The sequence below is a fragment of the Polaromonas sp. P1_G2 genome (assembly GCF_056405515.1).
Window position 1 is genome coordinate 1 of record NZ_JBFUBY010000276.1, and the last position, 5,361, is coordinate 5,361.

Consider the following 5,361-nt stretch of genomic DNA (forward strand, 5'->3'; position numbering starts at 1 on the left):
GCGTTGCAAAGCCTTGACGGGGTTCACCCCGCCTGCGTTTTGCGCCTTGCTCAAGGCCTTTTTGACTCGCAACGCATCTTGCATAAATAGCGTTAACAGGCCCTAGTCTTCAGTCCTCGCGCTGGACATCTGCGGCTTGGCTTGAAGCATTGGCGATTTGTTCATCCATCAACCCACGAAGGAGATTTCCATGGCTGCTCTTAAAGGCTCCAGGACGGAAGAGAACCTGAAAGCCGCATTTGCCGGCGAATCGCAGGCCAACCGCCGCTACCTCTATTTTGCGAACAAGGCCGACGTTGAAGGCCAGCCCGATGTCGCGGCGCTGTTCCGCTCCACCGCGGAAGGTGAAACCGGCCATGCCCACGGCCATCTCGAATGGCTGGAGCAATGCGGCGACCCCGCCACCGGCATGCCCTTCGGCGCCACGCGCGACAACCTCGCATCCGCCGTGGCCGGCGAAACCCACGAGTACACCGACATGTACCCCGGCATGGCCAAGACCGCGCGCGACGAAGGCCACGACGAAGTGGCCGACTGGTTTGAGACCCTGGCAAAAGCTGAGCGTTCACACGCCAATCGCTACACCAAGGCTCTAGCAGAGCTGGTCGATTAATTGACTTCTCGCTGCGCCGCAAGGCGTGGCGGGTTTTGGAAAAGATTCCGTACGAGAGTCCTTTCTCAAACTCCACCTGAGATTCAAAAGAAGAGGCAAGCATGGCCACAGAAGGCAACCTCCAGGCGCCCACGCGCCACGCGATCGACTGGAAAAACCCTGACTTCTACAACGAAGACGCGGCCCTCCACGAGATGGAGCGCATCTTCGACATCTGCCATGGCTGCCGCCGCTGCGTGAGCCTGTGCGGCGCTTTCCCCACACTCTTCGACCTGGTCGACGAAAGCAAGACCGGCGAGGTCGACGGCGTGGACAAGAAGGACTACATGAAGGTGGTCGACCAGTGCTATATGTGCGACCTCTGCTACATGACCAAGTGCCCCTATGTGCCGCCGCACGAGTTCAACCTCGACTTCCCCCACACCATGCTGCGCGCCAAAGCCATCAAGTTCAAGAAAGGCGAAGTCGGCGCGGGGGAAAGGTTTTTATCGTCCACCGACGTGCACGGCCAGTTCGCCGGCATCCCCATCGTGGTCCAGGTGGCCAATGCTGTCAACAAGACCAAACCGGCGCGCGCCGTGATGGAAAAAGTACTGGGCGTCGACAAGAATGCCTGGCTGCCGGACCTTGCCACGAAGAAGTTCCGTTCCGGCGCGCCCGAATCACCGCCGCACGCGGTGAAAGACGGCGCCAAGACACCCGGCAAGGTGGTGATTTATTCCACCTGCTACATCAACTACAACGAGCCCGGCATAGGCCACGACCTGCTCAAGGTGCTGGACCACAACGAAGTGCCCTATGTGCTGGTCGACAAGGAAAAATGCTGCGGCATGCCCAAGCTGGAGCTCGGCGACCTGGTATCGGTGAACGCCAGCAAGGAGGCCAACATCCCGATACTGGTGAAGTACGCGAAAGACGGCTACGCCATCCTGAGCGCCGTGCCCAGCTGCACCCTGATGTTCAAGCAGGAACTGCCGCTGATGTACCCCGATGATGCCGAGGTGCAGCTCGTCAAGGAGCACATGTGGGACCCGTTCGAATACCTGATGGCGCGCAAACGCGACGGCYTGCTCAAGACGGAGTTCAGCACGCCGCTGGGCAAGGTCAGCTACCAGATCCCCTGCCACGGCCGGGTGCAGAACATCGGTAAAAAAACCGAAGAGATGCTCAAGATGGTGCCCGGCACCAGTGTGCACACGCACGAGCGCTGTTCGGGCCATGCCGGCACTTTCGGCGTCAAGGTGCCCTACCACCAGCAAGCCATGAAGATCGGCAAGCCGCTGTTCAAGGCCATGGCCAGCCACAAGGACGGCGGCCTGCCCGACGTGATCAGCAGCGACTGTCCGCTGGGCGGCCACCACATCGCCCAGGGTTTTGAGGTCAACAGCCTGGGCGCGCCGCCGCAAAAGCATCCGCTCACTTTGATACGCACGGCCTACGGCCTCAAGTAAGCCATGAGGACGCCGCCATGAAGACCACCGGAAAGATCACCCGCGATTCCCTGATGACCCTGGAGGCCTACAGCAAATACCGCAAGGAGAACAAGGCCGCCATCATCGCCCACCGCAAGCTGCGCAGCGTACGCCTGGGGGAGCACATCAACCTGCAGTTTGAAAGCGAAACCAGCATCCGCTACCAGATCCAGGAGATGCTGCGCGTGGAAAAGATCTTTGAAGAGGAAGGGATAGAGCAAGAGATCGAAGCCTATGCCCCGCTGGTGCCCGACGGCGGCAACTGGAAGGGCACGCTGATGCTGGAGTACCCCGACGTCAACGAGCGAAAACGCGAACTGGCGCGGCTGATAGGCGTGGAAGACCGCATGTTTGTGGAAGTCGAAGGCCATGCGCGTGTCTACGCGATCGCCGATGAGGACATGGACCGTGAAAATGACGAGAAAACCTCGGCCGTCCATTTTGTGCGCTTCGAGCTGGACCAGGCCATGTGCGCGGCGGTCAAGGCCGGCGCCAGTGTCAAGCTGGGCTGCGACCACACGCATTACCCGGCGCATACGACGATCGCAGCGGAAACCCTGGCATCACTGGCCAGCGACCTGCATTAGGAGCAGCTCTCGAGAGGGTTTCAAGGGTTCTGCGGGCTGCGGGCCGTACCTCAGCCCGGCTGTCGTAAAGTGGGGGGTTCGCCCTTACTCCAACAATTCCAAGCATGCTGTTTCTCATCTCGCCGGCCAAGTCGCTGGACTACGACACGCCGCCGCACGTCGCCACCCACACCCAACCCCTCTTCACGCGCCAGTCAGCCCAACTGATTGACGTGCTCAAGACCCGGACCCCGCAGCAGATCGGCACGCTGATGAAACTCTCCGATGCACTGGCCGGCCTGAACGTGGCGCGCTACCAGGCCTGGTCGCCCAGGTTCACCGCGAAAAATTCCAAACAGGCCGCGCTGGCCTTTGACGGCGATGTGTATGGCGGCCTCAATGCCAAAACACTGAACGAGGCGCAGCTCGCCTGGGCGCAAGACCATCTCTGCATCCTGAGCGGCCTTTACGGGGTGCTGCGGCCGCTGGACCGCATGCAGCCCTACCGGCTCGAAATGGGCACGGCACTGGCCACGCTCCAGGGCAAAAACCTCTACCAGTTCTGGGGCTCGCAGATTTCCGCCTACCTCAATGAGCGCGCCGCGGCCGACACCTCGCCCGTCATCGTCAACCTGGCCAGCGAGGAGTACTTCAAGGCCGTGGACCGCAAGGCGCTCAAGGCGCGTGTGGTGAGTTGCGTGTTCGAGGAGTTCAAGGGCGGCAAGTACAAGGTCATCAGCTTCTTCGCCAAGCGCGCGCGCGGCCTCATGGCGCGCTACGCGATCGAGAAAAAAATTGCCACGGTCAAAAAACTTGAAGGCTTTGACGTTGAGGGTTACCGCTTCGACCCCAAGGCCTCCGGACCCGACCGGCTGGTGTTCCGGCGCGCACAGGCCGCCTGAACGGCCCCCAGCCACTCACCCGGCCAGCCCGCCATGCAAGCCCAGACCCTCACGCGCGAGATGCAGGACTGGGTGGCGGCGCAACTCGCGGCCGGCTACACGCCGCACGAGGTTTTCCAGGCGCTGCTGGATGCCGGCTGGCACGCGGCCGCCGCCAACCAGGCCCTGGGCCTGCCGGCGCCCGTCGCCGCGATACCGCAGCCCGCGCAGGCCGTGCCCTGGGTCAAGGCCGATGCCTCCGGCGCCATGGTGGACGCGGGCGACAAATGGGTGACGGTGAGTGAGCATCGCAGCGCGCCCGAACTCTGGGTCTTCGGCAACCTGCTCAGCACGGCCGAATGCGAGGCACTGATGGAAGCGGCCGAGCCGCGCCTGGCGCGCTCGCTGACCGTGGACATCCGCACCGGCGGCGAAGAATTGAACCACGACCGCACCAGCCACGGCATGTTCTACACACGCGGCGAGAACGAGGTGGTCAGCCGCATCGAGGCCCGCATCGCCAAGCTGCTGAACTGGCCGGTGCAGAACGGCGAAGGCCTGCAGGTGCTGCGCTACCGGCGCGGCGCCGAGTACAAACCGCACTACGACTACTTCGACCCCGGCGAGCCCGGCACCGCGGCCATCCTGCGCCGCGGCGGCCAGCGCGTGGCCAGCCTGATCATGTATTTGCAGGAACCTGACGAAGGCGGCGCCACGGTATTTCCCGACATAGGCCTTCGCGTGCGGCCGCAGCGCGGCAGTGCGGTATTTTTCAGCTATGCGCTGGCGCATCCGGCCAGCTTGACGCTGCACGGTGGCGAGCCCGTAAAAACGGGCGAGAAGTGGATTGCCACCAAGTGGCTCCGAGAAAGGGAATTCATTTGAACTTCATCCCTTATCTCTATAGGCTGAACGAAGACTTCAAATCATGATGTCTTAATCTGCGTAAATCTGCGAAATCTGTGGATAAAGAGTTCATCCGCAGATTTCGCAGATTTACGCAGATTGAAAACCGGATGATCAGTGTGCTTGGGGCGGGGACCATAATCCACCATGAAAATCAAAGCCAACCAGATCGATATTGAAATCGAAGTCACCCACCCCGGCGACACCACCGGCCGCCCCGTGGTGCTGCTCATCATGGGCCTGGGCATGCAGCTGATCGCCTGGCCGCCGGCCATGGTGCAGGCGATTGCCGATGCGGGTTTTCGCGTTGTGCGCCTTGACAACCGCGACATAGGCTTGTCCCAGCACTTCGACCACCTGGGCACGCCCAGCCTGCTCTGGGAGGGGCTCAAGTTCCGCCTGGGCTGGCGCATACGCGCGCCTTACAGCATCGAAGACATGGCCGCCGACACCCTGGGCGTGCTGGACGCGCTCAACATCGCCAAAGCGCATGTGGTGGGTGTCAGCATGGGCGGCATGGTCGCGCAGCGCCTGGCGGTGCTCGCGCCTTCGCGGCTGCTGAGCCTGTCCAGCATCATGAGTTCCAGCGGCGCGCGCGGCCTGCCCGAAGCCAGCCCGGCCGTGACCCGCGTGCTGCTGAGCCGTCCGGCCGGCAAGGGCGTGCAGGCCGCCGTGGACCACACCGCCAGGCTGCTGAAAGCCATCGGCAGCCCTGGTTTTCCCACGCCCGATGCCGAGCTGCGTGAGAAAGTCGCTGCGGCGGCGCAGCGCAGCTTCCACCCACAGGGCGTTGTGCGCCAGATGGTGGCGATTGCCGCCGACAGCACGCGCGCCGCGGCGCTGGCCAGGGTGACGGCGCCCACGCTGGTGCTGCACGGCAGCGCCGACCCGCTGGTGCCCATGGCCTGCGGCCAGGACACGGC

6 protein-coding genes are annotated in these 5,361 nt (G+C 62.9%); all 6 read left to right on the forward strand.

The genetic code is table 11. The annotated features are described in order from the left end of the window. Positions 1–190: 190 nt before the first annotated feature. Positions 191–613 carry a rubrerythrin family protein gene (locus AC1D0P_RS21200; RefSeq protein WP_411879083.1) on the forward strand — a complete coding sequence of 141 codons (423 nt, stop codon included), beginning with the start codon at positions 191–193 and terminating at the stop codon, positions 611–613. Positions 614–714: 101 nt separating this feature from the next. Beyond that, complete coding sequence (locus tag AC1D0P_RS21205) at positions 715–2,064, forward strand: heterodisulfide reductase-related iron-sulfur binding cluster (protein WP_477678556.1); 1,350 nt, start codon at positions 715–717, stop codon at positions 2,062–2,064. A 17-nt stretch (positions 2,065–2,081) separates the two neighbouring features. Beyond that, positions 2,082–2,672, forward strand: a complete 591-nt coding sequence (locus AC1D0P_RS21210; RefSeq protein ID WP_477678557.1) for a DUF3501 family protein — start codon at positions 2,082–2,084, stop codon at positions 2,670–2,672. A gap of 104 nt (positions 2,673–2,776) precedes the next feature. Beyond that, the gene (gene yaaA / locus AC1D0P_RS21215; RefSeq protein ID WP_477678558.1) at positions 2,777–3,553 is read left to right on the forward strand and encodes a peroxide stress protein YaaA; all 777 of its coding nucleotides are present in this window, start codon (positions 2,777–2,779) and stop codon (positions 3,551–3,553) included. A 33-nt stretch (positions 3,554–3,586) separates the two neighbouring features. Then, positions 3,587–4,417 carry a 2OG-Fe(II) oxygenase gene (locus AC1D0P_RS21220; RefSeq protein ID WP_477678559.1) on the forward strand — a complete coding sequence of 277 codons (831 nt, stop codon included), beginning with the start codon at positions 3,587–3,589 and terminating at the stop codon, positions 4,415–4,417. Positions 4,418–4,585: 168 nt separating this feature from the next. Continuing rightward, positions 4,586–5,361, forward strand: a 776-nt coding sequence (locus tag AC1D0P_RS21225; protein ID WP_477678560.1) for an alpha/beta fold hydrolase, incomplete at its 3' end; no start/stop codon positions are given.

Excerpts from the sequence above, each read along its gene's own strand:
- AC1D0P_RS21200 (WP_411879083.1), top strand. The coding sequence starts at position 191 with ATGGCTGCTCTTAAAGGCTCCAGGACGGAAGAGAACCTGAAAGCCGCA.
- AC1D0P_RS21210 (WP_477678557.1), top strand. The coding sequence starts at position 2,082 with ATGAAGACCACCGGAAAGATCACCCGCGATTCCCTGATGACCCTGGAG.
- yaaA (WP_477678558.1), top strand. The coding sequence starts at position 2,777 with ATGCTGTTTCTCATCTCGCCGGCCAAGTCGCTGGACTACGACACGCCG.
- AC1D0P_RS21220 (WP_477678559.1), top strand. The coding sequence starts at position 3,587 with ATGCAAGCCCAGACCCTCACGCGCGAGATGCAGGACTGGGTGGCGGCG.